Below are 26308 nucleotides of genomic sequence, written 5' to 3'. Positions count from 1 at the left end.
AGGCCTACAAATAATGAATAGCTTGTTAAACCGCCTCATGTATTATATGTCCCACTAGGTAGCTAGCTTGAACTAATAAATTGATTGGTTTAATTTCTTCAAAAAAGAATACCGCCAATTTGTTCCAAATAAATATCTTTTACTGTTGGCCCCGCCTCGACTGTTCCCTTCTGCAATACTAAATTCACCTCTTATAGAAGAAAGGGTTGACTTTGATTCAAATGAAATCTGTCAGTAATAAAATATTCAATATTTGGAAATAAATTGATTAGAATGTATTTCCCTTTTGTTATAAAGATTTGATAATATTCATTTTTGCAAGAATAAAAGACACTTTTCATGACCCACTTTTGATATAATATAATAAACGTAAGTTGCCTTTATACTTATCTTTCACAAAGAACAATTAAACTTCTAATATTTTGTGGGGGTGTTAGCCCCTTTTTAAAATGTCCCCTTTAATGAAATAAATATAGTCGTTCGTGAAGTGTTATGATTTTGTATTAGTTTTTTATTTATACTGCGGCAACAAAAAATATACAAGTGGAAAAAGTTAGTGTTGCTATTGCAGAAGATCATCCATTAATGCGTAATGCAATTAAGGATATAATATCGCAAACAAGTTTTTTAAAAATACTTTTCGAAGTATCGAATGGTGTTGAATTGTTAAATGAAATTGAAAAAAATAAGTTACAACCCGATATAGTATTAATAGACTATTTTATGCCTTTATTAAATGGCTTGGAAACAACAAAAAGATTAAGAAAGGCTTATCCAATGGTTAAGATTTTAGTTTTTTCAAATTTGGATGAAAAAAATGCAATTAAAAATTTATTTTATTTTGGAATCAATGGTTTTTTGTCAAAAAAAGCAAGATCTTTTCCAATTGAAAAAGCGATTAATGAAATCATCGAAGCAGGCTTTTTTTTGAATGAATACTACCAAAAAATTGATTTAAAAGTAAATAAACAAAAAATTGTTTTCGCTGGTAATATTTTACTTACAGAAAAAGAGTATGAATTTATACAACTATCAGTAAGTGGAAATAAATACAAAGAAATAGGAAACAAGATGTTTGTTTCAATAAAAACAATTGAAAATTATAGAGATTCCATATATGAAAAACTTAATATTAAATCAAGAGAAGAATTAGTAAAATTTGCTATTAAAGCGGGTATTGTGGATATTTAGGTGCCAATTTGTGAAGTTGTAAATAATTTAAAAATGATTGACCAAATCATAGACTATTTCAATACCATTCCCAGTTTACACAGAGCGCTGATTTTAGCGGGAGGAATTTTGTTTTTTTGGATAGTGGAGGGCATCGTGCCATTGGCCAATTTCAAGTACAATAAATACCGCCATGCAGGCATTAACCTGTTTTTCACCGCCACTACCATCATCATCAATTTTGCTTTTGCATTGGTGATTGTAAAAGCCAGTGAATGGGCTATTGCCAACCAATTTGGTTTATTGCAATTGACTACCCTGCCATCTTGGGCAATGTTGATTGGTGGACTGTTATTGCTTGATTTGGTTGGAGCTTATTTTATTCATTTTATAGAACATAAGATAAAATGGATGTGGAAGTTTCATATGGTTCACCATGCAGATACCCATGTGGATACCACCACTGCCAACAGACACCATCCGGGTGAAAGTGTTTTCAGAGCAGTGTTTACTACCATCGGCGTAATCATCTGTGGTGCCCCTATGTGGCTGGTGATGTTATACCAGAGTTTAAGTGCGGTTTTGTCTCAGTTCAATCATGCGAATATGCGCTTGCCGCTTTGGTTAGACAATGCCATCAGCTGGATCATCATTTCTCCAAATATGCACAAAGTGCATCATCACTACAAACAACCACAGACAGATAGCAATTACGGCAATATCTTTTCTATTTGGGACCGTTTGTTTGGAACCTATAATTATACTCCCGTAGAATCGCTACGCTATGGGCTAGATGTATTAGACGACAGCACAGACGAGCAATTGAACTATCAGTTGAAAATTCCTTTCGACAACAGCATTAAAACCAACTATTAGGATTTATGAAGATTGTTGCGATGATTCCTGCGCGTTATGCGGCTACTCGTTTTCCTGCAAAGCTGATGCAGCAACTGGGAAACAAATCTGTGATTCGTCATACCTATGATAATACAATGGCAACGGGTTTGTTCAGCGATGTAGTAGTAGTAACAGACAGTGATATCATTTTCAATGAAATTACCAGCCATGGCGGTAAAGCAGTGATGAGCAAAAAAAATCACGAGAGTGGTAGCGACCGAATTGCAGAAGCCGCAGCGAACATGGAGGTAGATATTATTGTAAATGTACAGGGAGATGAGCCCTTTGTGCAAAAAGATCCTTTAGAAAAATTACTCGCCACATTTAAAGACCCCACAGTTCAAGTTGCGTCGTTGATGCAGGAACTAAAAGATGCCGCATCAATTGAAGACCCCAACTATGTAAAAGTAGCGGTAGATAGAAATATGAATTCTCTGTTCTTTTCGCGGAGTGTTATTCCTTATCCGAGAGACAAAAACATTACTATCCCATACTATGAACATATTGGTGTATATGCTTTCAGAAAACAGGCATTGCTCAATTTCACTAACTGGCCCATGACACCATTGGAAGCTGCTGAAAAAATTGAATGTCTTCGCTACCTAGAATATGGAGTTCCGCTTAAAATGGTATTGACCCAATACATGGGCGTGGAAATAGATACACCCGAAGATTTAATAAAAGCAGCAAAGCTTTTGTAAAGCTGCCAGAGTTTAATAAGACAACCATCAACTCTTATTTCGCGTTGACTAAATTTACAGTCTCTCGTACAGTGCCCTGAGTTTTTCTCGGGTCATGATTTTTTCCCAGTCCTTGCCCAAAGCATTCTCCCATAAGGGTTTCATACCCAAGGATACATTCATCATGGTATCAAATTGCTCATCGGTAAGTCCTTTGCAAATACCCTGTGGAATTTCAATATTATTTTTCTCTACCATTAATTTGAATTCTTTCACACCAGCAGGATAATATTCTTCCAGATGATTCATCACAATGCAATTTCCTATACCGTGTTTGGTGCCCAACAAATAGCTCAGTCCATAACTTACTGCGTGCGCTACGCCAACCTGTGAATACGCAATGCTCATTCCCCCTGCGTAAGAGGCCATCATCAACTGATCATTGCTTTCATCATCCCAATGATTCTTTTCTACAAATACTTTTTGACAAAGCTGTAGCGCTTTCTCTCCGTAGCTTTTGCTGAATTCATTTAAGTAGGTTCCTTCTAAACTTTCAATGCAATGGATATAACAATCCATACCGGTATAAAATCGCTGATTCACTGGTGCGTCCTTCGTTAATTCAGGATCTAAAACAATTTGATCAAATGGGGTGAAATCAGAGTTCATTCCCAGTTTGCGCGTTGGGCCTGTTAATACCGTAGTTCTGCTCACTTCTGCACCTGTTCCACTTAAGGTAGGTATACCTACTTTATATACACCCGGAACCTGCACCAGGTCCCAGCCTTGGTAATCTGCAGAAGAGCCAGGATTAGTCATCATCAAAGAAACCGCTTTTGCCAAATCCATGGTAGATCCGCCACCAATACCGATAACCCCACTAATCATTCCGAATTCCTCTTTTAAAGAACGGGCTAATGCATCAACCTGTGTGGTCTTAGGCTCATAGGTAACATCCGCTAATACTATTTTATCTTTTCCTCTTAAAGGAATTCTGTTTAGTAAAGCCTTGCCTTCAAAAAAATGATCTACCAGAAACACCATGGGTGCATCTCCCTTTCGGTGTGGCGTTAAAATTTCATCTAACTGATTAAAACTTCCACGGCCAAATACCACATAGCTGACCATCTTAAAATTCCTGAAACTCATAGTATTATTTTACGTTGCAAAGATCGTGTTTATTTCCAGATGGATCTCATGGGCCAGAACCAGATATTTTCGAAGACAGAAATATTTCCATCACTGAAAAATTCAATACCCGTATCATTTTCTTCCGGAAATACCTGAGACGTAAATACCAGTTCTCCATCGTTTGCATATACTTCCACAATGCTCTTGTCAAAAAAGATATGCAGTTTCACCTTTTCATTCTGCTGTTTTAAATACGCATTCTTTTTAGCAAAAAAAGGATACTGTCTGCTGAAGCTGGATGGTGTATTGGTTCTATCTATAAATAGTTGTTCCAACATAGCGTCGTATCCAATTACAAAACTACGATTGCCACCCACGGCAATTTTAATCCCGCTAATACTGGTAACTGCGGGTTTTAGATCCACTTCCATTTCAAAACAATTGCTGCGGAAGGGAAGTGTATAACCATTCTTCACAGCGATAGGACCATTCAATACCTGGCCAGTAGAACGCATGGCACGTAAGGCTTTGATAGGTTCTTGCACGAGCACCCACTCGGAACCCATTTTTTTCACTGCCAGTTTTCTGGGAATGGACATCGCTCCCTTCCAGGGATAGGTTGGAATTTCATTGGCGTAATTCCAGTTGTTGATCCAACCCACAGAAACGGGAATTTTATCGGGTGTATTTTTATAGGTGATGGCGGCATAATAATCGCTACCATAATCGGGTCTTACGATTTTGTTGGAAGGATTCTCATTATAGAATTTATACCCATCGAATTCTCCCACGAAATATTGCATGCTGGAATTCTGTGAAACCAATAAAACCCATTTCTTTTTTTCTGGCTCCCCAACAATGGGAACCTGAATTAAATCGGGACATTCCCATACACCTGAAGTGTCTCCAATCGGACCAAAATCACTTTGAAAAGTCCATTGCTTCAAACTAAAGGAAGTGTACAACGAAATCATTTTTTCATTCGGCATGGCTACAACCATTACCCACTGCTTTGTCTTATCGTGCCAGAAAACATTGGGATCTCTAAAATCGGTCATGTTCAAATCCAAAACAGGATTGCCCGAATACCTACTCCAAGATCGGCCCTGGTCTATACTATAAGCAAGGTGTTGGGATTGATTTAAACTGTCGTGTGCTGTAAACACGGCTACCAGCGGCGGGTTCTCTTTATTGTTGCTGAGTGCGCTACTGTTTTTTGCATCAAAAACTACCGAACCGGAGAAAGCCATTTTACCATTTTCCACCCTTAGTGCCAAAGGCAACGGAGTCCATTTTACCAAGTCCTTACTAACGGAATGTCCCCAACTCATAAATCCCCAGTTAGTTCCGAAAGGGTTGTGCTGATAAAACAAATGGTACTCGCCATTGTGATAAATCAATCCATTGGGATCATTGATCCAGTTTTTCTGAGAAGAAAAATGGTACTGCGGTCTAAAACGTTCCGCATAATAGGGCGTTTGTGCCTGCATTAAAAGGGGTATAATCGTAAGGAGAAGGAGTACCAATTTTTTCATGAATCAAAAATATGCTTGCTTAAATTTAATGAATTCTGTGCAGGAAGAATTATTTCATGACTTCGAGCTTTTTCTGAAGGTTGAACATTTCATCTCTTAATCTTGCCGCCTCAATAAAATCTAAATCACGAGCAGCTTTTTCCATTTCTTTTTTCACTTTTTTAATGGCATTCTCTACCTGAGGTATCGTATTAAATGTTTCTTGCTCTTCTGCAGCATGCACCACCAGCGGCGAATCAGCCTGTACGGCATAAGGATTGGATGGATCATAGCCCTTGATATCCAGAACGGAAGTCTGGGCAAAAACCTGTTCCTTACTCTTGCTAACCGTTGTGGGAATAATATTATGTTCCTGATTATACGCAATCTGCTTTGCTCTTCTGCGATTGGTTTCATCAATGGTCCGCTGCATACTTTCTGTCATCTTATCCGCATAGAAAATCACCAGGCCGTTTACATTTCTTGCAGCACGACCAGCTGTTTGCGTTAATGAGCGTTCGTTTCGCAAAAAGCCTTCTTTGTCTGCATCCAAAATGGCAACCAGCGACACTTCCGGCAGGTCTAATCCCTCCCTTAATAAATTTACACCCACCAGTACATCAATAACACCCAAACGCAGGTCCCTCAATATTTCTACACGTTCGAGTGTGTCCACATCCGAGTGTATGTACTTAGATTTAATATTGATTCTTCCCAAATATTTATCCATTTCCTCTGCCATTCTTTTGGTAAGCGTCGTTACCAAAACCCGATCGCCTTTTTTAACACGATCATCAATGGCATCGAGTAAATCGTCTATCTGATTGGTACTCGGTCTTATTTCAATAGGGGGATCTAACAGCCCGGTTGGACGAACTACCTGCTCTACCACCACACCGCCTGTTTTTTCTAACTCATATTCACCTGGGGTTGCACTAACAAAAATTGTTTGGCCAGTCAGGCTCTCAAATTCATGAAAATTCAATGGGCGGTTGTCCATGGCACTGGGTAAGCGGAAACCATAATCAACCAAAACCAGTTTTCTGCTTCTATCACCCCCATACATACCTGCTACCTGGGGAATTGTCTGATGACTTTCATCAATCACACACAAAAAATCTTTGGGAAAATAATCAAGCAAACAGAAGGGGCGGGTGCCGGGTTTTCTTCTGTCGAAAAACCTTGAATAGTTTTCAATACCGTTGCAATAGCCCAGCTCTCTGATCATTTCCAAATCATATTCCACTCTTTCTTTTAACCGCGATGCTTCTATAAACTTGCCCACCGATTTAAAATATTCTACCTGCAACATCATTTCATCCTGGATTTCATGCATCACCTGTGTAATCATATCCTTGGGCGCCAGGTAAAGGTTTGCGGGGAAGATGGCTGCTGCATCCATGAGTCCAATTCGCTTATTGGAAGCCGTATCAATGCTTTCTATTTCTTCAATTTCGTCTCCGAAAAAAGTAATACGATACCCAAAATCCACATAAGGTAGATTGATATCTACTGTGTCTCCTTTTACCCTGAAGGTTCCGCGGGTAAAATCGCCCTGCGAACGATTGTATAAAGAGTTAACCAAAGAATGCAAAAATCCCTGTCTCGATAAAACCTGTCCTTTCTGAATACGGATAATCCCGTTTTCGTATTCAGTAGGGTTTCCCATACCATAGATACAGCTTACACTGGCCACTACAATAATATCTCTTCGACCGCTTAACAATTGGGTAGTTGCCTGAAGCCTTAATTTGTCTAACTCTTCGTTGATGCTGAGATCCTTTTCAATATAAGTTCCGGTAACCGGCATATAAGCTTCCGGCTGATAATAATCGTAGTAACTCACAAAATACCCAACCGCATTCTCGGGAAAAAACTGCTTGAACTCCCCATATAACTGAGCTACCAATGTCTTGTTATGCGTTAAAACCAGGGTAGGGCGCTGGACCTGTTGAATCAGATTGGCAATAGTAAAAGTTTTACCGCTACCCGTTACACCCAATAAAGTCTGGTATTGCTCCCCTTCATTTACGCCACGCACCAGGGCATCAATGGCTTTGGGCTGGTCTCCTGCTGGCTGATAATTAGTGTGTAATTGAAATGGCATGGCTTAATTATGGGCAAATTTAACCGTAAATAGGGCAAAAAGGGGATAATACTGGTTTTTAACAAGGCTTTGAAAAAACTTAATATTAATTAATTGTTACCTTTTTGTAACTTTAAGGGAATCCACTATCAGTGAAAAGGGGTATTTGGACCATATTAATCATTGGGGTCTGTCTTTGGGGACAACCTGCCCAGGCTCAGCAACAGGCTATTTTTGTGGAGTCGTCTTTTGTAGATTTTTATGGGGATACCGTACATACTCCTGATATCCATCAGCTGAATGTTTCTTTGTCAACACCCCTGAGCCATCATTCCATAGAAGAATTTTACAGCTCCCTTTCCCGGCTGCCTTATCAAGAATTGGTAAATAACCTGCAGGCTTATAAAAATGAGAAACAATTGGATGACTGGTTGTTTTATCAGTTGATTAGAACCGCCGCTGAAGCCATCAGTCCCAAAAAAGACAATTATCAACGCTATACACTTTACAAATGGTTTTTGCTGAATCAGACAGGTTACAATGCCATTACTCGTTTAAGAAACGATACGCTGCTCATGTATGTGCAGTCTAATGAAAATGTGTATGATATTCCTTCTATGGTATTAAATGGAAACCAATTTATTTGTCTGAACTATCACGATTACGGAAGCAAAATCGATTTTAAAGCCGGAGCTTTTCAAAACATTCAATTGACAAAGAGAAGCCAGGAAGCAAAAGCTTTTTCTTATAAAATCAATCGGATGCCCGATTTTAATCTTGATCGCTACGAAGTAAAACCGATCCAGTTTGCCTATGGTCAGCGGAACTATGAGTTTAAAGTAAAAGTGAATAAGTCTATAAACAAGTTGTTCAACAACTATCCTTCCGTTGAATATGCCATGCAGTTTACTGCACCCTTAAGCAACGCAACTTACCAGTCATTAATACCTGCACTGAAAGATGTAGTGGCCAAAATGGATCAGAAAAAAGGGGTTGATTATTTGATGCACTTAACAAGATCTTCATTCGCATTTGAAAACGATGCAACCATATATGGAAAAGACATGCGCTTTTCTCCTGAACAAACCTTGTATTCTGATTACAGTGATTGCGAAGACCGTGCTGCGTTTTTCTTCTATCTGGTAAAAGAAATTTATAATCTACCCATGATTGTACTTTCTTACCCGCAACACGTAACTGTAGCCATTCAGTTTGATGCGCCTCAAAGCAATCCTATCATGTACAAGGGAAATCCTTATTGGGTATGTGAACCTACTCCACAATGGAAGGATTTAAAAATTGGTCAAGGTATTCCTTCCCTGAAAAAACAAACATTTGAAGTGGTATATGAATACCAGCCTGCTCAACGATAAGCCTTACTTTCTTCTGATAGTATGTATATAAACGGGGGGTTGCAAGTATTGATTGGCTTCTTTCAGGTTGTGTATTTTTCTAACAATCGGCATTCCCCTAACAACCGAACCAAAAGCAGCAAATCCCAATCCGTCTCCCATATTTTCTCCTCCAAAATCAAATCCTGTTTCTTCTTCTACCATAATAAAAAATTCAGGACCAGCTGAACCCGGTTCGTTTCTGGCCATAGAAATGGTTCCTTCCTTGTGTAAGATGCCTGTTTGTTTGGTGCTTTCGTGTGGAATACCAGGAAGGCTTTGTGCCAATTCATTGTTCGATTTCCAGATTCCGCCCTGAATTAAAAATGCCTTTGGTGCATTCGAGGGTTGATTATACATATTGAGCACCCGATAAAAGTTAGACTGATCATAATAGCCAGAGTCGATATAACGTAAAAAAGCATTCGCTGTTAATGGTGCTTTATCCGTATACAACTCAATTTCAATGTCTCCGTATCCTGTTTCAATAATAATATGTGGCAGACCATTTTTCTCTGGTGATTTGCAGGCAGCTATAGTGGATACAATCCAGAGAAGTAATAAAAGATTGAAAAAGAATTGAAACGAATATTTACGCATCTATTATCTGCCTTTTTTTTCTGTGATCAGCTCCAGCAACAAAAATTGTGATTGTTGTGTAGGACTGAAATTATTATCTGAAACCAATATGACACTTCTGTTTCCATTAGGAAGTATCGGGCCCAGGGTAATCCCTTCTATATTATCAGTAAAAATGCCCAATTGATCCATATTCAACAATAAGGTTTTCTTCATGGGTTTGTAGGCATTCCTGTTTTTTAAAGAACCCAATGATGCCACATCTGTAGCCTGTTTATAATCTGCAAGAAAGATTCGGATGGTACAAGGAATTCTTCCTGTAGAATAAGATCTTTCCAATACGATCAATTGATCATTGCCTATGTACAAAAATTCTGGTACACCATTTATATAATAAGCATTTGCAGGATTTGGCAAATGAGCAACAGGCTCTAACTCATACGCAAACTGACGCGTAGGCTTTTTGGTTTTAGTATCAAATTCAAAAAAACGAATCATAGCCTGATTTCGCTCTGGTGCAGCTCTTGGGCCATCTTCATATAAGGGCTCTTCTACATTGGTCATTAAAAATCTGAAGTCATTGGTAAAGCTCATTCCCTCGAGCACCCCGTTTTGCCTGGGTCCTTTTTCTTCTGCAGACATAATTAAGTTAGCCGGTAATCTAAAACTGTCTTTCCACATACCGGCCTTGTTTATCAGGTAAATTGCCGGGTTATTCAGTATTGTGTCATTTGCTCTGAATGATCTTTCCCCTTCGCTTGACCATACGAGATTGCGACCAGCAGGAATATAGCGCATGCCTTCCGGATCGGGAACCCGGAATGGATTTTCTTTAATTCCCGGATAGGTTTTGCCGCCTTGATCCAGCATGAAATAACGGTTAGTGAAAATAACCGTATCGATTTTTTGCTGTCCAATCTTAATTTTTGCAGCATAATACCTGGCCGGATTGATAGCAGAGCGATCATCACAAACCAGATAATACATATCCGACTTCTCATCATAGTCAATGGAGGATAGGCCTCCAACTGTAGTTTCCTTGTATTGCAGGTTGAAGGGAACGGTATACGTGTGCAAATACTTTAACTGTTTAACAGACTCTGAAGACTGAACAGTGAGTTGTTTATAAGTAGTACAGGATGTAAGAGCAGTAAAAGCCAATACAATAAGTGTCTTTCGCATTAAAGGAGTTTTACCATTTATTGATACGGGCATATTGAACCATCATGGCCGTATTTTTCAAATTTAATTTGCGCAAGATATTTCTTCTGTGCGTATTTATGGTAAGAACACTCAAATTAATGGCATCTGCTATCTCCTGGCTCGTAAACCCCTTGGTGATTAAGGATACAATTTCCTTCTCTCTTTTACTAAGTCCGCCCTCTGCATCTTTCATCAATGCTGCTTCTTCCTCGCCCCACATAAAAAAGGATTGATTGTGTAAGACGGTCTCAATAGCCTCAATCAATTCATCTGAGGAAAGGTTTTTAATGATATATCCCCTTACTCCCAGTGCCTTACACTCCAACATAATGTCGTTATCGTTCTCCATACTAAGAAGAATGATTTTGGCCTCCGGAAACTGTGACAAAATTTTTTCGGCAACCTGATACCCTGTTCCATCAGGAAAATGATAATCAAGTAAATAAATATCAGGTCTTCTGTCAATATACAATTGTATGGCATCTCTTGTATTAAACGCTTCGCCTACCCAGTTTATCCATTCCTGTTCCTTAAGAACACTTCTAATACCCTCTGCAAAAATTTTATGATCGTCTGCTATGGCAATTTTGATTCTATTGTGCATGAATAGGTTTTTTCAGTCCGGATATTTCAATTACAATACTAGTTCCATTTGAGTTGGAATCAATAGAAACTTTTCCACCCAGATAATCCACCCTGTAACGGATATTCTTTAATCCGATTCCTGTAGCAACATCAGTAGAAAAGCCTATTCCATTATCCTCAACCAATAAAGTAAGCGTATCGTTGTTTTTCTCTTCCCAGATGGATACGTACACTTCTGATGCTCTGGCATGTTTTTTTACATTGTAAATTAATTCAGAAACAATTCTATACAAACCGGCTTCAACAGGCAAAGGATATCGTTTGCTGATACTGCAATCCAAATGCGTTTTAAACTGATTGGCTGCGTTCCAGCGGGCTACAGTCTTTTCTAAAATATAAACCAGGCCTTTTTCGGGTAAACTCACCGGCATCAAATCATGGGCAATATTTCTTAAATCCTCTATTGCTTCAGATAGTTGCGCATCTAACCATTCCTGATTAACATTGTCCTGTTTTAGTTTATTAAAAGCACCAATACGTATACTTCCCAATAACCCGCCCAATCCGTCATGTAGTTCTCTGGCCAGTCTGGACCGCTCTTCTTCCTGGGCCTGTATCATTCGGTCTGCCTGTTGATTTCGCTCATTTACCAGCTCCTGCTGTGCCTGTTCTCTTTCCTGTTTATAGTAATTATAACGTTGACTCAAACCAAATGAAAGAATGGTACTGTTGGCAAGTATGCCAATGGCTGAACCATATCGATTAATAAAGAAAACCCAGTCTGCTTCTACATTGAATTGAGAAAAAATAATAAGGATTCCAAATACAGATTGAGAAAGAAATGCAAAAAGGAAAAACAAAGCAATGGCTTTCATTTTTTGATAGCTTTTAGCAATAAAAAACAAAACCGTCAACATCGAAAGAAACCATAAAATATTTGCAAAACTCAGTGTTAATAAGCGTATCAGTTGATTAGCAATTATTATATTACCAAATACAAAAACCCCTAATAAAATAAGTAAGAGCGATTGTAAAAGTCTAGTGAAACCAATATATACCGGCTTTCTTTCATCGGGTGTAAAATAGCGACTGGCCAGCTCTAGGATTAACAAAAAAGATGTGGTACTAAAAACGGGCCTCGCCTTACTTGCCCATTCGGGTGTATTGGGCCAGATATACTGAAAACCCAGTCCCCAGTTGGCTATTACCCATAAAGCTGAAGAGCCGATAAATAATATATAAAACACATGGATATTGTCCTTTAAAGATGCCCATAAAAAAATATTCAGCAAACCAAGAAAGATCATCCATCCTAGAAAAATACCATATACCATTTTTTGATCGGAGAGATAATGAATCATTTCTTTTTGAGTAATAATTCTAACTGGTACTTCTAAAGACTCCCCTCTTTTATCAACTTCAATCAAAACTCCTTCTGTATTAAATGGTATTGGAAACCAAAAATCGGGATCATCTAAAAATCGTTTCTTAAAAGGAAAATAATCTCCGGATTCATAAGCGAGTAAAGGTTGATTATTCTTGAGCGTATAGATTCTGATTTCATTGATATGTGGATTGGCAATCTGCAGAAAATAGCCGGGTGCTGCCGGAGTCTCTGCTAATATCCACCATTTATTTGCGGAAAATCCTGGATTAAAAAACCCACTGCTGATGGTTTTATAATTACGCTTTAATTGAACAACAGCCTTACTTGGCAGCAGATTATTTTTATCCTCCATCACTTTCATGCTTACTTGTTCAAACCGTTTTCCCGATTGTGTAATTGTATATAGGGAAAATATAAAGCCAGCAAACAGTAGCACACTTATAAAGATGACTACAGGCTTGTTGTTTATTGTAAACATTGACTAGTATTTGAGAAAAGAGGGTGGATATATCGTCTCCCAATCTGTAATAGACTGATAAAATTTGGCTGTCAATAAAATTGCTGCTTCATCATAAAGATTGCCAATAAAGCTGATACTGGTAGGAAGCCCCGTTCTTTTATCAAAGCCTGTAGGGGTGCATACTACCGGTTGACCCGTTAAATTGGTAATAGCAGATTGATTTCCACTTCCTCTGGTTGGGCAAATCAATACATCAATATCCTTCAACGCCGCGTGTATTTTTTGCTGCAACTCATAGCGCATTCTGTTGGCATTTACATATTCAACCGCTGGAACCAAACGGGAAACCCTGAAACTATTCGGCCAGTCAAAAGGGCCTTGTCTGGTTAATTCATCATCAATATTGTATCGGGTGAGTTCATCAAAAGCAGCCGCAGATTCTGCGCTGATGATTACGTCCATAATATTGGCCTTATACACTGCTGTATCCGGGAACTCAACAGGAATTAGTTCAATACCCTGCTCTTGAAAAGACTTTAATACTTTCCATTCGTTTCTGGATGTATCTCTGATTAAATCAAAATAGTTTTTAGCGAACCCTATTCTAAGTTTTCTTATATCCGCATCTGGTTGATAGTTGAAAGGAATATTAACCGCCGACATATCTAAGCCATCTGTTCCATGAATATGGCTAAAGACGATGGCAGCATCTTCTGCATTTTTGCAGATTGGCCCTATCTTATCTAAGCTCCAGCTTAGCGCCATTGCCCCTGTTCTGCTGATTCTACCGAATGTAGGTCTTAAACCAGTAGCTCCGCATGTTGAGGATGGAGAAATAATAGATCCCCAGGTTTCTGTTCCTATAGCAAAGGGAACCAATCCGGCAACGGTTGCAGCTGCAGAACCCGCAGATGAACCCGATGATCCTGTTTTTAGATTCCAGGGGTTTTTGGTTCTTCCTCCATACCAATAATCTCCCATTGCCAATGCCCCCAGTGTAAACTTGGCAACCAATACTGCGCCAGCTTCTGTGAGACGGTTATATACATAGGCATCTTCCTCAATTACCTGATTTTTAAATGGTGCAGCTCCCCAGGTAGTTTTGGTTCCTTTTACAGAAAACAAGTCTTTTAAACCATAAGGAATGCCATGTAATAAGCCCCTGTATTTTCCCGCAGCAATTTCATCGTCTGCTCTTTTGGCTTGCATCAGTGCTATATCCTCGGTAATAGATATAACACACTCTAAACTATCTCCGTATTGTCGGATTCTATCAATAAAAAAACGAGTTAGCTCTACCGAACTTATTTTTTTTGATTTAATCAGAGAAGCTAAATCTGTTAGGCTATAAAAAGCCAGATTGGGTTTATTCTGCGGAAGCTGAGCCTGCTTATTCAATTTCCATTTTATGGGTTTTTGTATAGCCGGCAGTTCCATACCCGGTACAAGCGGATTTTGCCAAAGACTCATGGGAACACTGTTGCGAATGCTTTTTTTATGCATATCGGAATAAACTTTCAGATTATCCTTTACGCCTAGATACATCGTGTCAATTTCTTTTTCTGTGAATTGTAAATGAAAAAGTTTTGATGCGGCAACAATGTCTTTTTTTGAAATAGTGTCTTGTGCATGTATTTGAGCACAAAAAAGCAGGCTTAGAAGAAGTAATGTATTTTTCATGATACCTACAAATTAGCAATATTATTGGGCTACACCATTATTCGTTTGGATTTTTCACTAAAACAATACACCTAGCCATAACCAAAATCCCTAGCAGAGGCAGAATCATTTTCAGGCCAAAGAGGGAAATCAGGCAGAAACCAATAATAACAATAAGAATAGGATATAAAATGAATAAAGTGCCAAATAAAACAGAGTCGTGAAATACCGTGTTTTGGGTTTTTCTTCTCACAAAAGAGTCTAGTCCAAGAAAAAACCAACGATGAATGATGTATCCAAGATTACCTATCAGTTTTACGATTCTATTCTGAGCAGGCTTTGCGTTTAATGGAGTTACTATCAACCGATTCAGTGATTGAACTATGCTATCATTAAAATAGCGCATGTTTTTAGCCCGGTCATCAAATGGCAATAGCTCTGCTAACGAAATGGTTTTGCCGGCATGGAGGTTAACTGTTGATCCCCAGGAATTAAACCGGTCATAGGCAATTCCCAAGGGCAGAATCTGCAAGGGCTTTTTTCCCTTATAGTCCAGTGCAATTCTGGCTGCGCCTTTTTTAAACGGCTGAATCTCATTGGTTAATAAACAAATCCCCTCAATAAATATTAGCACGATGCCATCGTCTTCTAAAATTTTCTTTGAAGCCCTAAACGCATATTCATTCAGATATAAATTTTCTTTTCCTTCACTTAATCTGTAAATAGGGATCATGTTGAGCAGACCTAAGAAAAAACGATGAATCGGCTTTTTAAAAGCATCTCCTCTTGCTAAAAAATGAATTGGCTTTTTAAAAAAAGCACCAATCAAAATAGCATCTAAAAAAGAATTAGGGTGGTTGGCCGTAATTAATACCGGTCCTTTTATTGCATATACCTCAGAATGGTTTAGGTAGATTTTTCTGAAGAAAAAATACAAGGCAACACGTATAAATGGCTTTATTATCCGGTATAACAAGGAAAACAGTTTTCTATGGCAGTCTTACAGTTACAAAGAAATTAACACCCATACCCAATCCTGCATTCCGGCCTAGCAGCGTATAATATCCTTGTATAGTTGGTGTGATAGATCTGTTAAGTTTTCTTCCTACACTTACATTAAACGTTGCCGCATTAAAATCTTTGTTCAGTTGTAAATTGGGATTAAATGTGGTGTTAACACTTTGTGATACCAAATGCGAAAGAGATGCAGTTACAGATGTATGCTTATTATACATTTTCCCAATAGTTAAAGAACCTCTGTACTGATTAGGACCATCACCAGAATCCAAAAACCGGGTATACATGAATTCCAGAATAGCGTATCCGTTTTTGTATGGCGTAAAAGAGTAGTTAGCGCCCAACATTACTGCCTTGGATGCAAATCCCAAATATGGGGTTTGATTATTCTGATAAGCCGGTATGCCTACTGATGCCTTTAAAGTGAAATAGCGTTTGTAATCCACCGAAGGAAAATGAAAAGACAATCCCAGGTTTACATCGGTAATACCCGATCTTGACTCAGAATTATTGCCATTTACCAATGTTTGTTTGGCAAAAGGCAATGTGGCAGTTAAATCAATTCTTCTGCTAAGTCCGTGCGTAATGTTTAAACTATAGAATGTAGATTGAAAATAATCTCCTGGAAAATTATTTATCAGTTTACCGTTTGCATCAAAATATTTATTGGAATAAAAATAATTGAAGGTTCCGGTTAGGGCTGTTCTTTTCTTTCCTACTGGATAGTCAGCACGAACCTTTCCAACGGAAAGTAGCATTACCGTAATAAGAAAAATTATATATGATTTAGACAATTGCATGGTTTTATCTTTTCCGCTTTTTTACAGCTTGTTCAGCAAACCAGATTCCAATAAATGAATTGTGATACACTGGGATTTCGTGACCTAAATCGGGGAATATATACAATTCGCTCAAAGCTCGGGCATCCATTCTCATTTTATTATAGGCGGCAATTGCACTGCTGGGTGAAATAAAGTCATCTTGTAAACCAACCGCATATAAAACAGGGCATTGTACTTTGGGCATAAAATTTTGCAAATCGAAATAGTTAAATGTTTCCAACATCTGCTCTTCTGTAAAATCTGGATTTTCTCTCAAGTATCTTACAATAGCATCTGATGGAAAAGTTAAGACACGTTTATTTTTTCCCACAGCAAAACTGTTTTTCCAATCTGCAAATACTGGGTTACTAGCTACAACAGCATTTATCTTGTTGGGCAACAATGCAGCAGTAATTAATCCCATAGTTGCACCCTGACTACCACCAAACGCAGTAACCCTGCTCAAATCCATGCCCATATGCTCATGCGCATAAATAAAATCAACTGCACGTATACAATCCATGTAAATGCCTTTGTATACATAGTTGTTTTTATCTTCAGCATTGAGCATGATTTGCTCTTTGTTGTCCGGATTAAATTCTTTCTCGTATTTCTTATCAATACCCCTAACATTAACTGCAAAAGATATAAACTCGTCGAAGAGTAATGGAAATACTTCTTTTTTGTATCCACCATAACCAATGATAACCGGATACTTTCCTTTCAATTTGGGAATAGATAAATATCCATAAAAAGGAAACTCGTCTAGCCCAACCATATCAACACGATACACATCGTGATACTTGGTGCTGTATTCTTCGCTTCGGGAAATTTTGTACTGTGGATCTACTTTCGCCAAATCGTTCATGGCAGTTTGCCAAAATTCATCAAAATCTGGAGGCAAATAATAGGGTCTGTTTATTTTTCCTATTTCATATCCAAAAGCATATTGTGCGGTATCATCGTAAGTACTCGTATTGGTAGCCGCTCTTAAATTATATATTCCCTCTTTTTCAGGTTTTGGTATTTCAATCTGAAAACTACGTTGGCCTTTAGGAGCAATTTTTAATTTAACCTGCGTTTTACTAACTACTTGTCCTAATTCGGTCTCCACTATTGCAGTAAATGTTCCTTCTTGCCTTACTTTGTACTTATTCGCGATAGAAACGGAATATTTTATCTTTTCTCCTGTATAAAAAACGCCATCTTTTTTATAAGGCTTTAATTTGATAATCATTTCGCCTTCTTCCCCTTCTTCTTCTTCGGCTGGTGGCGCTTCTCCTACTTGATCTGCTCCAAGACTTTGTCTTTTAGGATCATTAGATAGATTATCGGCAGACCAATTTACCGGTGGGGTATTAACAATTGGTTCCTGTTGATTGGATGGTTTTCTGTCTTTGGCTTTTCGTGGGGGGCCAATGTAGGCAAAGCTTCCATCATAATTGCTATTGAAGTTGGTTAATTCAATGGCCATTTTAATGGTATAGTTTCCTTCTTTTTCAATGGGTACATCAAAATTCGCTGCAAGTGTTTTTTTAGCATTAACCCTTACATCCAAACTATTTTGAAGCACTTCCTGATTTGCATTGTCAAATACAGTATATACCAATGTTCCTTCCTGTGCATCTTTTAAATTATTGATGAACTGTATTTTATACTTAACAGGAAACTTTCTATTAAACCTAGCTTTTTTATTGTAAGGCAAAATATTTACAATAACCGGATCTTTTGTCTTGCCTTTCTGAGCATAGCCATTGTCTGCAAAACAAAAGATTCCCATGATCAGGAACATCAATGGCAGTGCTGTGACTCGGTATTGGGATTTGAATATCATCTTGCAGTTTTCTTTTCCAGGAAATTCGACTTTCTGATATATAAATTAATTGGCTCTTCTATAAACTTATATAAAATAATCGAAATGATAGTGAGTATAAAGAGATGGGAAAACAAGACCAGTACGGTATAATTCAGGTGTTCAGAGAGCCACCAGTATTCATTTTTATCTAACCAAGCATAAAAAGTATCGGCTGTATTATGTAACCAGTTTGAGGTAAGATTCGAGATAAAGCCTAGGTGTATTAAATAAAGGATATATGAGCTCTTGCCAATCAATTCACCAAGCTTGCTACCCAATATTTTTTTGGGAATTGAATTCTCTTTGATTAATCCATAAAAGAACATGCAAATAAAAACCGGCAGTATAATATTGTTGGTAAAAATACCAATCGGTTGGTATAAGGCAAATGGCACTTCTTTACTGATTGGCTGATTAATCATGATTAGGTTGGTGCAGCCAATCCCAATGATTCCCATCCAGGTATATAAAGAAAAATTGCTTACACTATCGTCTGCTTTTCTGATAATCATGGCAAGAACCATCCCTGAAAAGAATTCAACTGTTCTTCCTAAAAAAGTAGAGATGAATAAAAATTTGAACGATCCGAAGAAACCATAGAAATCAACATTTCTAAAAATGAGTACCAGCAAAACACCAATCCCTGTTACTACTAATGGCGCAACTAGAAAATAAATTTTACTGCGCTTTATCAATAAAAAGAAAATGGGTGCTGAAAAATAAAAACATTCTTCTACAGTTAAAGACCAGCCTTGTGCTATTCCTGTAAATTTCATGTCATCAAAAAATCCACGCAGGAAAGTGACGTTCATGAAAAACAAAGTAGTGGGACTATTTTTTCCGTTGTAAATGCTGTTATCATTGGCTATCCAGGCATACACAAAAACAGCAATGGTTAAAATAAGATAGATAGGATAAACGCGGGCAATTCTATTTTTTAAATATTTGCGCATCCAGTTTCCAGATAATTCTACGGTATCATAATAACGCAAACAAATCAGAAATCCACTCAAAACAAAAAACATGGAGAGAGGAAAATGAAACTCATTTAATACCCTGAATAATAACGGCGGAAAATCCTGTTGATTAAAGTGGTGAAAAAAAATCAATATAGAAGCTAGGCCCCTTACCCCAGTTAAAGATGGGATGTACTGTTTTGCCGTCATTAATTATACGTTTAGTTAGAGTTCTGCCACTAACGATATAGCACCTCCACCACCCTTACCCGTATTCCTTCCGCTTACATCTGTAAACAAAGTGAAGAATAATTGATGGTTTTGGCTGATTCTTCTGCCATATCCTGCGGTTAATCTAAAATAATTAAACTGTCTGTTTAAGAACAAATTGTTCGGATTGAAGAGGGTCTGTGTACTTGAAGATTTTGTGCTTGCCAGCTGAAAAGTCAGCTTGTTGTCCTCATCCAGCGGAACACCCAATAATGCATCACCAAATACCTGTGTTGGGCCCTCGGGGCTAAAATATTGTCTTACGCCTAAATTAATATCGAAGTAGGTATTGGAATAACGCTCTCCATTAGAGCCGGAGTAGGTAAACTTAATTTCCCCACCTACTTGCTGAAATCCAGTATAGGGGGCTTTATTCACATCGTTGGTGTATAAAGGAACAATTAATGATCCGGTAACCGTTAAAAACTTAGAGTAATCAAAAGTATTCAGCAAATAGGATAGACCAAAACTAGCATCTCCTAAGCTGGAATTGGACTGAGTAGAATTTGTTTCCAGCTTTCTTTGCATGATATAAGAGATATTCCCAACAAAATCCAGTTTTTCACCAATACCAATGCCACCATAGAGACCAAAATAATGAGAAGCAAATCTTCCATTATTGGAATAGGCAAAGTAGTTTCCGTTTGCATCCCAGTAACCCTTGGCCATATATAAATTGTAGGAGGGAACAATAAGGTATTTACCTCTTCCGATTGGAAAGCCGGCCTTTGCCGAGTTAACCAACAATACAACTAGAATAAGCGCTACAATTTTTTTCATCATTCAAATTTTGAAACTCAGAGAATTTTCTTCATCCAGAAACTTTCATATCGGTAATACACATCATCCATTCCGTTATCATCCAGGCTCATGTATATATTTCTGTTATCAATCCGGATCTGGTTATATAAGGCAATAGCCGCCTGAGGCGGACATTGCGTATTTTTTTGATTATGACCAAATAAGACCCTACACCTGATATTGGGAGCAAAATTGACTGGGTCAAAAAAGTCCCATATCCTAAAAAGTCCTTCCTGGTTTAATCGGTTTCTTGGATTTTTTAAATACGTCTGAAAGTTGGTTACAGGCCAGGGGATCACTTTCTGAGAACCTGCCATAAAGAATAGGGTTCTCATATCTGTGTACACGGGTCTTTCAATGATACATCCCTGAGGACGGTTGTCCAAAGACGCTACAACCGTTGCGAGCACAGCACCCTGTCCTTCTCCCTTCACAATTACTTTTTTAAGATCAAATTTTAAGTACTCGTGACGGTATATAAAATCTAATCCGCGAAGTGCATCCATATAAACTGCGCGATAGATGTATTTATTGCGGTCGTTAAGATTAATGATATTAAACGTATTATAATCGGCATTCGTGTTGTCCTTACTGTTTCCATGTCCACGGACATTTAATCTGAAAACCGCCATATCTGTTCTAAGGGAGTCGGGGCGCAAATCCTGCAGATATCCGGGTAGTTCGTAAACCACAGAAAATTTACCCTTTCTCTTTGGTACAGACAACCAACCCCGAATGGTTTGGTATTCTAATGATTGAAATTCAACAAGGAATACATCTACATCACGGGTGCTCTGATCACCCCTTCGGGTAACCCTGAATTTAGGATCTATATTAACCAACTCTCTTCTGGCATCATCCCAGAACTGATCAAAATCTGCAGGACGATTCACATTGGCATATACTTTTTCCGGGTCTACACCATAACCAAATAGCAATGTATCAACATAATTGTTGGCTGAAACCATTAACTGTAGCTGATAAAATCCTGGTTTTATTCTATCATTTTCAAGATAAAGATCTTTCATGTATCCCTTACGGGCATCCATGGTAAAGCCCATTTCCTGATTGAATACTTCTTCGCCTTTGTAATTGGTTACTTTGGCCTTGATGGTGCCCCTGATTTTTTCTTTGGTATTATTTCTAAACCGGAGATTATAGCCAATTTTATCATCATCCCTGAAAATGGCTTCTTTTTTAAAAGGGCGGATATCAAATCCTATTCCTTTCTGTGCATAGGTGAACCCGCCGAACAGCAAACCCAATAAAAATATGGATTGCAAAATGCGGCCGCGAAGGATCAACAGTCTGGGTACCTTTGCGTTCATATGCACGAATAATTGAGTAGGGCCAAAAAAGCCCACTATGTGACTGATAAACGACCAAATAGGGTGAATTATTATTCAATAAATCATTATTTAATACAAAAGCCCCGGCTATTGCTAGCCAGGGCCATTTACTAACCCATCAAAAAACGACTTTATTCTTCAGCAGCCTGAACAGGTGCTTCGGTAACTGTAATTAATTTGGCTCTGATTTTTGCCTCAATTTCATTTGATAATTCAGGATTGTCCAACAGTAATGCCTTGACCGCTTCTCTTCCTTGACCCAGTTTATTGCTTTCATAACTAAACCAGGAACCACTTTTTTGTACAATTCCCATTTCAACACCCATATCAATGATTTCACCCACTTTGCTAATTCCTTCTCCGAATACCAGATCAAATTCAGCGGCACGGAAAGGAGGAGCTACTTTATTCTTTACCACTTTTACTTTTACGCGATTACCAACAGCCGCATCTCCATCTTTAATCTGTGTCATTCTTCTGATATCCAGACGTACAGAAGCATAGAATTTCAATGCGTTACCACCGGTTGTTGTTTCGGGATTACCAAACATTACACCAATCTTTTCACGAAGCTGATTGATGAAAATACAAATCGTGTTGGTTTTATTAATGGTAGCAGTCAATTTTCTTAGCGCCTGACTCATCAATCTCGCCTGCAATCCCATTTTACTGTCCCCCATTTCGCCTTCCAATTCACCCTTTGGAACTAGTGCAGCAACAGAGTCGATTACTACCACATCTAAAGCTCCTGATAATATTAAACGGTCTGCAATTTCAAGTGCCTGTTCACCATAATCTGGTTGTGAAATCAACAGATTGTCTACATCAACTCCTAATTTTTGTGCATATGCACTGTCAAAAGCGTGTTCCGCATCAATGATTGCGCACATACCACCCTTCTTTTGCGCTTCGGCAATAACATGAATCGCAACAGTGGTTTTACCAGAAGATTCCGGGCCGTAGATTTCTACAATTCTTCCTTTGGGTAAGCCTCCCACACCTAATGCAGCATCCAATCCCAGCGATCCCGTAGATACCACTTCCATGGGAGCGGAACTTTTTTCATTCATCATCATTACACTGCCTTTTCCAAAATCTTTATCAATCTTGTCAATGGTCAGCTTAAGGGCTTTTAGTTTTTCTGCATTACTCATAGTGTGTTTTTTAACGTGTCTTAATGAATGAGAAAGTAAAACTAATTAATACTATTTAAACGAACTAATTTTTTTAGTATTTTTTTGCTAATCCGTTTAGTTTTCTCGTTTAGGTACCAAATATAATACGCTGCCCAATAAGAGGACAGCGTATTTATTCAGGTCTATGAACGTTTTTTATCCCTTACCAGCCAATACCATAATCTTCCCCGTTATTGGAAGATCCTCCCCATAAGCTATTGTGCTTACGATCTAAAAATATGGCATTGATAGGACCGCTGGTTCTTTGACCAAAACTCAGCTTGTACCCCATTTTCTTCAACGCTTCTCTGGTTGGTTCAGGGGTTCTTGCAGAAATCAGCAAGTCGCCTGCTCTGGGCATTCTGTCTTTTATTTTGGTTCCACCCAATGATAACCATAGTTGATTGGTATTGATATTTTCTGCTTCGGATGCTTGTTGAACCGTCATATTAAATTCAACCATATTCAGGAAAAACTGTAATAGGTTCTGATCTTGGGTATCACCTCCCTGTACAGCAAATGACAAATATGGTTTTCCATCCTTTAATGCCATAGATGGCGTTAGAGTAACACGGGGTCTTTTACCAGGAGCCACTACATTGAATGGATTAATGGTTGGATCCAATACAAAACTTTGCATGCGCTGGCTCATACCAATTCCGGTGTTTCCGGCAATGGTAGCAGGTAGCCATCCCCCGCTAGGGGTTATAGAAACAACCCAACCATCTTTATCAGCCGCTTCCACCGAAGTGGTGCCTCTCCAAAGACGATCCATATATGCTTCCAATTCTGCTTTTGCGGTTACTGTACTGTCGTGTGCGGGAACAAAATTTCTTTTACCTGTACTATCAATAAAGTTCCATTGTTTAATTTGTTCTGTGTATGGATTGGTTCTTCCTTCAAAAGGATAGGGGTCACCCGGTGCCACCAGGGCGTTGTTTTTTTCGGGGTTGATTAAAGCTGCCCTTTGTTTTGCATATGCTTTATTTAATAAGCCACTCATGGGTTGTGGGGTAGGAGCAAAAGCCGGGTCACCGTAATAAAAATCACGATCTGCAAATGCCAGACTCATAGATTGATATACTGTATTAATATACTGTGGAGAATTATATCCCATTTTTTTTAAGTCGAAGTTCTCCAGAATATTCAGAGCCTGTAACATCGAAGGACCTTGTGTCCACTGGGTTAGCTTATATACATCAACTCCTTTGTAATTCACCATTGCCGGTGTTTCTTCTTTTACTTTCCAGTTGGCAAGATCCTGTTTGGTAATTAAGCCACCTTGTTCCTGTGCACCTCTTACAAATTCATCTGCAATGTCTCCTTTATAAAAACGGTCATATGCTGCTTGTAAAGCCTGCTTTCTTGTTTTTTTATTTTTCAAAGCATTTTGCTCTGCTTCCACTAGTTTAGTAAGTGTATTCAACAAATCCTGTTGTACAAAAATTTCCCCAGCCTCCGGAGCTTCTCTTTTTTCACCCAAATGGGGTAACAATACTTTTTTACTGTAAGGCCATTGTTTAATCCGTTCTTTTCCTCTTTCAATGCTATTGGCGGTTTGTGCATCAATTGGATAACCAGCTGCCAGTTGCATGGCAGGTGCCAATACTTGTTTCAGACTCATGGTTCCGTATTCAGAAAGCATATGGATCAATCCGCCAACGGTTCCTGGTGTTACCGCTGCCAGTGGGCCGTATTCAGGAGGAAATTCATAACCCTTCGACTTAAAAAATTCCGGCGTTGCGCCTGTTGGTGCTACTCCAAGGGCATTGATACCAATTACTTTTCCAGTCTTTGGATTATAGATGATTGCCTGTGTTTCGCCACCCCAGCTTAATACATCCCACATGGTACATGTAGCTGCCAACATTGCACAGGCTGCATCTACTGCATTACCCCCTTGTTGAAATACAATGGAACCAGCTGTTGCTGCAAGTGGTTTACCTGTTATGGCCATCCAGTTTTTACCATGAAGTGGTGGCTTCTGTGTTGCCTGTGCCATCAACATCGTTCCCGTAAAAAGGATACTAACACTCAGAAAAATTTTCTTCATAAAACAGTTGTTTGAATACATATTAATTACGCTGGGCTTTCATCACTCTCAACAAGTTGCCGCCCATTATTTTGTAAACATCTTTTTTTGAATACCCTCTTTCCAACAGCGCTTTTGTAATCAGTGGATAAGTGGTTACATCGGTTAACTCTTTAGGACTAGCGCTAATTCCATCAAAATCAGAACCCATTCCTACGTGGTCCACTCCAATTCTATTCACAATATAATCTAGGTGCTTTAATAACATTTCCATAGGAGGTTGAATTGAAATAGACTCTTCTTTATACATATCTACAATGATAGATTGTGCATATTCCTTCTGCATACCTGTTGCTACCAATGAATCAATTTTTGCTTGTTTATTCTGTAAAAACACTTTTTCCCTTTTTTTGAAGGAACTGTCAATAAAAGCAGAATAAAAATTCAACTGGATAACGCCTCCGTTTTTTCCAACTGCATCAATTTGTTCATCTTTTAAATTTCTGAAAACCGGACACAAAGTATAGGCATTGCTATGCGAAACTAGCACGGGTTTGGTAGTTGTTTGTATTGCATCCCAGAAAGTTTTTTCTCCCACATGGCTCAAATCTACCATCATACCTAGTTCATTCATTTTTTTGATTACTTCCTTTCCGAAAGTATTGAGCCCCATTGTGCGTTGGGGGATCTGAGCATTCGTATATTCTTTGTTCAGATTTACCAATGAAGATTCGTCCATGGCAGAGCTAGCCCATTCTGTTGAATTGTTCCAGGTTAAAGTCATATAACGAACACCTCGTTTATATAACGCTTCCAGTTTATTCAAATCGCCCTCAATCATGTGTCCGCCCTCTACACCAAATAAAGCAGCCAGTTTGTTCTTTTTAACTGCTTTTTTTATGTCCGCGAAACTTTGAATGATTTGAATTTTATCCGGATTTCGGGCAGCAACTGCATTGAGTGTATCAATCTCTCTATTGGCCCAGGCATAAGGTTGCTTCTTTTCACCATCACACCAGACACTGAAAATTTGTACATCAACTCCGGCTTCCCTGAAGCGATTCAAATCAGAATGTGTTTTTCCTTTCAGGTCCTGATCAATCAACAGATTTTTTTCAATGGATGCTGTTAATAAATCATTGTGCGAATCAGCCATTATTGCGCGGTTATGCACTTTTTTATACTGGGTAACGGGTTTGCTTTTTTGTGCGTTTGCAACAGATACAACACAACAAAGTGCAAAAATCAAGTACTTCATTTATTGGCTTTGGCTAAAGCTAAAAAATTTGT

At 38.4% G+C, this 26308-nt stretch carries 21 protein-coding genes; 4 read left to right on the top strand and 17 right to left on the bottom strand.

The genetic code is table 11. The features are described from left to right. Positions 1-543 precede the first annotated feature (543 nt). From TEGAF0_RS10400 to kdsB, 3 genes are read left to right on the top strand one after another with little or no spacing between them, the layout of a single operon-like run. On the top strand, positions 544-1191 hold the full coding sequence (locus TEGAF0_RS10400) for a response regulator transcription factor (RefSeq protein ID WP_264898117.1): 648 nt from the start codon (positions 544-546) through the stop codon (positions 1189-1191). 33 nt (positions 1192-1224) lie between these two features. Next, entirely contained in the window at positions 1225-2046 is an 822-nt protein-coding gene (locus tag TEGAF0_RS10395; protein ID WP_264898116.1) for a sterol desaturase family protein, read from the top strand. 5 nt (positions 2047-2051) lie between these two features. Continuing rightward, positions 2052-2768: a 3-deoxy-manno-octulosonate cytidylyltransferase gene (kdsB, locus tag TEGAF0_RS10390; RefSeq protein ID WP_264898115.1), complete on the top strand. Its 717-nt coding sequence runs from the start codon at positions 2052-2054 to the stop codon at positions 2766-2768. Positions 2769-2822: 54 nt separating this feature from the next. Here the strand turns inward: kdsB and TEGAF0_RS10385 are convergent, their stop codons facing one another. From TEGAF0_RS10385 to uvrB, 3 genes are read right to left on the bottom strand one after another with little or no spacing between them, the layout of a single operon-like run. Further along, positions 2823-3896 carry an iron-containing alcohol dehydrogenase family protein gene (locus TEGAF0_RS10385; protein ID WP_264898114.1) on the bottom strand — a complete coding sequence of 358 codons (1074 nt, stop codon included), beginning with the start codon at positions 3894-3896 and terminating at the stop codon, positions 2823-2825. Positions 3897-3925: 29 nt separating this feature from the next. After that, positions 3926-5413 (bottom strand): glycoside hydrolase family 32 protein, encoded by a 1488-nt coding sequence (locus TEGAF0_RS10380; protein ID WP_264898113.1) that lies wholly within the window; start codon positions 5411-5413, stop codon positions 3926-3928. A gap of 49 nt (positions 5414-5462) precedes the next feature. Beyond that, a complete protein-coding gene (gene uvrB, locus TEGAF0_RS10375; protein WP_264898112.1) occupies positions 5463-7499 on the bottom strand; it encodes an excinuclease ABC subunit UvrB in 2037 nt (678 codons plus the stop codon). A 131-nt stretch (positions 7500-7630) separates the two neighbouring features. Here uvrB and TEGAF0_RS10370 point away from each other — a divergent pair, with 131 nt between their 5' ends. Next, entirely contained in the window at positions 7631-8851 is a 1221-nt protein-coding gene (locus TEGAF0_RS10370; protein ID WP_264898111.1) for a hypothetical protein, read from the top strand. Between the two features lie 3 nt (positions 8852-8854). Here TEGAF0_RS10370 and TEGAF0_RS10365 read toward each other — a convergent pair whose 3' ends face one another. The 14 genes from TEGAF0_RS10365 to TEGAF0_RS10300 all read right to left on the bottom strand — a co-directional run bounded on the left by TEGAF0_RS10365 (position 8855) and on the right by TEGAF0_RS10300 (position 26276). Continuing rightward, positions 8855-9469, bottom strand: a complete 615-nt coding sequence (locus TEGAF0_RS10365; protein WP_264898110.1) for a peptidylprolyl isomerase — start codon at positions 9467-9469, stop codon at positions 8855-8857. A gap of 3 nt (positions 9470-9472) precedes the next feature. Further along, positions 9473-10630 (bottom strand): esterase-like activity of phytase family protein, encoded by a 1158-nt coding sequence (locus TEGAF0_RS10360; RefSeq protein WP_264898109.1) that lies wholly within the window; start codon positions 10628-10630, stop codon positions 9473-9475. Between the two features lie 10 nt (positions 10631-10640). Continuing rightward, positions 10641-11255: a response regulator transcription factor gene (locus tag TEGAF0_RS10355; protein WP_264898108.1), complete on the bottom strand. Its 615-nt coding sequence runs from the start codon at positions 11253-11255 to the stop codon at positions 10641-10643. Then, positions 11245-13101 carry a sensor histidine kinase gene (locus TEGAF0_RS10350; protein WP_264898107.1) on the bottom strand — a complete coding sequence of 619 codons (1857 nt, stop codon included), beginning with the start codon at positions 13099-13101 and terminating at the stop codon, positions 11245-11247. The genes TEGAF0_RS10355 and TEGAF0_RS10350 overlap by 11 nt, the downstream gene beginning before the upstream one ends. A 3-nt stretch (positions 13102-13104) precedes the next feature. Next, the gene (locus tag TEGAF0_RS10345) at positions 13105-14763 is read right to left on the bottom strand and encodes an amidase (protein ID WP_264898106.1); all 1659 of its coding nucleotides are present in this window, start codon (positions 14761-14763) and stop codon (positions 13105-13107) included. A 37-nt stretch (positions 14764-14800) separates the two neighbouring features. After that, on the bottom strand, positions 14801-15718 hold the full coding sequence (locus TEGAF0_RS10340; protein WP_264898105.1) for a 1-acyl-sn-glycerol-3-phosphate acyltransferase: 918 nt from the start codon (positions 15716-15718) through the stop codon (positions 14801-14803). 13 nt (positions 15719-15731) lie between these two features. Beyond that, positions 15732-16517: a hypothetical protein gene (locus TEGAF0_RS10335; RefSeq protein ID WP_264898104.1), complete on the bottom strand. Its 786-nt coding sequence runs from the start codon at positions 16515-16517 to the stop codon at positions 15732-15734. 46 nt (positions 16518-16563) lie between these two features. Next, positions 16564-18414 carry an acetylxylan esterase gene (locus TEGAF0_RS10330; protein WP_264898103.1) on the bottom strand — a complete coding sequence of 617 codons (1851 nt, stop codon included), beginning with the start codon at positions 18412-18414 and terminating at the stop codon, positions 16564-16566. Then, the gene (locus tag TEGAF0_RS10325) at positions 18411-19601 is read right to left on the bottom strand and encodes an acyltransferase family protein (RefSeq protein WP_264898102.1); all 1191 of its coding nucleotides are present in this window, start codon (positions 19599-19601) and stop codon (positions 18411-18413) included. The genes TEGAF0_RS10330 and TEGAF0_RS10325 overlap by 4 nt, the downstream gene beginning before the upstream one ends. Before the next feature lie 15 nt (positions 19602-19616). After that, positions 19617-20441 (bottom strand): hypothetical protein, encoded by an 825-nt coding sequence (locus TEGAF0_RS10320; protein WP_264898101.1) that lies wholly within the window; start codon positions 20439-20441, stop codon positions 19617-19619. 17 nt (positions 20442-20458) lie between these two features. Beyond that, on the bottom strand, positions 20459-21790 hold the full coding sequence (locus tag TEGAF0_RS10315) for an acetylxylan esterase (protein ID WP_264898100.1): 1332 nt from the start codon (positions 21788-21790) through the stop codon (positions 20459-20461). Between the two features lie 152 nt (positions 21791-21942). Further along, positions 21943-22965 (bottom strand): recombinase RecA, encoded by a 1023-nt coding sequence (gene recA / locus TEGAF0_RS10310; protein WP_264898099.1) that lies wholly within the window; start codon positions 22963-22965, stop codon positions 21943-21945. Between the two features lie 184 nt (positions 22966-23149). Further along, on the bottom strand, positions 23150-25039 hold the full coding sequence (locus tag TEGAF0_RS10305; RefSeq protein ID WP_264898098.1) for a gamma-glutamyltransferase family protein: 1890 nt from the start codon (positions 25037-25039) through the stop codon (positions 23150-23152). Positions 25040-25061: 22 nt separating this feature from the next. Continuing rightward, positions 25062-26276: a dipeptidase gene (locus TEGAF0_RS10300; RefSeq protein WP_264898097.1), complete on the bottom strand. Its 1215-nt coding sequence runs from the start codon at positions 26274-26276 to the stop codon at positions 25062-25064. Between the last annotated feature and the right edge of the window lie 32 nt (positions 26277-26308).

Origin of the sequence: Sediminibacterium sp. TEGAF015, from assembly GCF_025997995.1 — a bacterium.
Taxonomy (GTDB): domain Bacteria; phylum Bacteroidota; class Bacteroidia; order Chitinophagales; family Chitinophagaceae; genus Sediminibacterium.
This window is presented reverse-complemented; position numbering and strand designations above follow the sequence as displayed.

Excerpts from the sequence above, each read along its gene's own strand:
- TEGAF0_RS10335 (WP_264898104.1), bottom strand. The coding sequence starts at position 16,517 with ATGCTACTTTCCGTTGGAAAGGTTCGTGCTGACTATCCAGTAGGAAAG.
- TEGAF0_RS10360 (WP_264898109.1), bottom strand. The coding sequence starts at position 10,630 with ATGCGAAAGACACTTATTGTATTGGCTTTTACTGCTCTTACATCCTGT.
- TEGAF0_RS10305 (WP_264898098.1), bottom strand. The coding sequence starts at position 25,039 with ATGAAGAAAATTTTTCTGAGTGTTAGTATCCTTTTTACGGGAACGATG.
- TEGAF0_RS10395 (WP_264898116.1), top strand. The coding sequence starts at position 1,225 with ATGATTGACCAAATCATAGACTATTTCAATACCATTCCCAGTTTACAC.
- TEGAF0_RS10380 (WP_264898113.1), bottom strand. The coding sequence starts at position 5,413 with ATGAAAAAATTGGTACTCCTTCTCCTTACGATTATACCCCTTTTAATG.
- TEGAF0_RS10350 (WP_264898107.1), bottom strand. The coding sequence starts at position 13,101 with ATGTTTACAATAAACAACAAGCCTGTAGTCATCTTTATAAGTGTGCTA.
- TEGAF0_RS10385 (WP_264898114.1), bottom strand. The coding sequence starts at position 3,896 with ATGAGTTTCAGGAATTTTAAGATGGTCAGCTATGTGGTATTTGGCCGT.
- TEGAF0_RS10325 (WP_264898102.1), bottom strand. The coding sequence starts at position 19,601 with ATGACGGCAAAACAGTACATCCCATCTTTAACTGGGGTAAGGGGCCTA.
- uvrB (WP_264898112.1), bottom strand. The coding sequence starts at position 7,499 with ATGCCATTTCAATTACACACTAATTATCAGCCAGCAGGAGACCAGCCC.
- TEGAF0_RS10315 (WP_264898100.1), bottom strand. The coding sequence starts at position 21,790 with ATGAACGCAAAGGTACCCAGACTGTTGATCCTTCGCGGCCGCATTTTG.
- TEGAF0_RS10330 (WP_264898103.1), bottom strand. The coding sequence starts at position 18,414 with ATGATATTCAAATCCCAATACCGAGTCACAGCACTGCCATTGATGTTC.
- TEGAF0_RS10345 (WP_264898106.1), bottom strand. The coding sequence starts at position 14,763 with ATGAAAAATACATTACTTCTTCTAAGCCTGCTTTTTTGTGCTCAAATA.
- TEGAF0_RS10365 (WP_264898110.1), bottom strand. The coding sequence starts at position 9,469 with ATGCGTAAATATTCGTTTCAATTCTTTTTCAATCTTTTATTACTTCTC.
- recA (WP_264898099.1), bottom strand. The coding sequence starts at position 22,965 with ATGAGTAATGCAGAAAAACTAAAAGCCCTTAAGCTGACCATTGACAAG.
- TEGAF0_RS10300 (WP_264898097.1), bottom strand. The coding sequence starts at position 26,276 with ATGAAGTACTTGATTTTTGCACTTTGTTGTGTTGTATCTGTTGCAAAC.
- TEGAF0_RS10355 (WP_264898108.1), bottom strand. The coding sequence starts at position 11,255 with ATGCACAATAGAATCAAAATTGCCATAGCAGACGATCATAAAATTTTT.
- TEGAF0_RS10320 (WP_264898101.1), bottom strand. The coding sequence starts at position 20,441 with ATGAAAAAAATTGTAGCGCTTATTCTAGTTGTATTGTTGGTTAACTCG.
- kdsB (WP_264898115.1), top strand. The coding sequence starts at position 2,052 with ATGAAGATTGTTGCGATGATTCCTGCGCGTTATGCGGCTACTCGTTTT.